Source organism: Endozoicomonas sp. SESOKO3 (assembly GCF_024606255.1).
This window is the reverse complement of sequence record NZ_JAHHPR010000137.1, coordinates 1-1547: the sequence shown is the minus strand read 5'-3', so window position 1 is coordinate 1547 and position 1547 is coordinate 1. Positions and strand designations below refer to the sequence as shown.

General features: G+C 51.9%; 1 protein-coding gene. It reads right to left on the bottom strand.

What is annotated here, in order from left to right; translation table 11 throughout:
• The coding region (locus KDK18_RS02465) for an ATP-dependent DNA helicase DinG (RefSeq protein WP_257252949.1) at window positions 1–1547 on the bottom strand (1547 nt) is incomplete at both ends.

The window sequence follows — 1547 nt, the reverse complement described above, 5'->3', positions numbered from 1 at the left end:
CATCAATATGCTTGCGATGCAGTTTCAGAAGTTCCGCTCTAGAATAATCATCCTGCAAAAGGATCTTCTTGCGCCACTCATCATCGAGACCAAAATGCACATCTTTCATCTGCTTGCGGGATGAGAAAAGTACCAATGTACCTTTTTGAGTGGACATCAGATCAGGCAGCTTCTCAACGATTTCTTCCGTATGCTCCTCACTCTGACGAGGATCAGACAACATACCCGGCACCACCAGCTGAGCAGCAAAACTGTGCTGGAAAGGACTGGGAACAACCACACAACGAGACTCGGATGGAATCCCGGAACGCATGCGAAAACGGTTAAAGTTACCCAGGGCAGTGAGCGTGGCAGAAGTAACAATCGATGCATAACCCGGATTCCAGAGCGTCTGCCAGAGTGTTGCCGAAGAAAGAATAGGACTGCTGAAAACCTCCAGTTCCTCGCCAAAGGGCCCTTCACTCCACTTCAGCCAGCGCGCACTGGGCGGTTCGCCTTCGGGATCTTTCATGGTGTAGGTCAACCAGAGTTGAAACTGGCTCTCCAGTCGCATCTGCATCGCGCCAATTTCCGGAAACAGTTGCTCAGCCTGCCAACGGTCAATGCCAGGAACATCTCCGTCCATAGCATCATTCAGTTCCCTGGCAACCTTTTCAACCATCCCACTGCATCGACTGAAGCCGACTTTGAGCATTTCAGCTTGCTGACGAACGGCTTCGGGCACTTTTCCTTCAGGAAAACGATAAACAGCAACCGTCGTATCACCCTGGATTCGTGGTTCAAAAGTTGCGACCCCTTGTAACAGAGTCCGGGTATGACCCAGATTATTCACCAGCTCATCAAACTCTGGCATGAGTTTTTCGAGCCTTTCACCCAACTCTCCGGGCAGGGCATTCTGGGACAGGGTCTTCTGCAAATTCTTGCTGGCTTTCTCCAGCCAGCTGGCAGTCCCTTTTATCCGGGAATGACAGGCGAAATGATCAATCGCCTTGTCAGGCAGATGGTGGCCCTCATCAAAGACGTAAACGGTATCTTTAGGATCAGGCAGAATAGCACCACCGCCCAGAGCCAGATCAGCCAGCACCAGGTCATGATTGGTCACCACCACATCGGCCTGCTCCAGATCTGCCCGGGCTTTGTAGAAAGGACACTGATTAAAATAGCCACACCGTCGACCACTGCATTGAGCATGATCCGTGGTGATCATTCGCCATTGCGGGTCTTCCAACGCATCGGGCCAGCTGTCACGGTCACCTTCCCACCTGGAAGCGGCAAAGTCTTCCAACATTGTCTGGTAGAGCTTCAGGGAAGACTCGTCCTGCTCCGGGGTAAAACCTTCCCCGGCAAACATATCAATCAATGAAGCCGTTGACTGCTCTTCTTGCAACAGCCGATCGAGCTTGCTCAGACAGGCGTATCGTCCACGCCCCTTGGCCAGGGTAAAAGAGAACTTGAGTCCGGTTTTCAGGATAATGTCGGGCAGATCCTTGCTGATAATCTGCTCCTGCAGCGTCACTGTCGCTGTTGAAATCACCAGCCTTTTATCG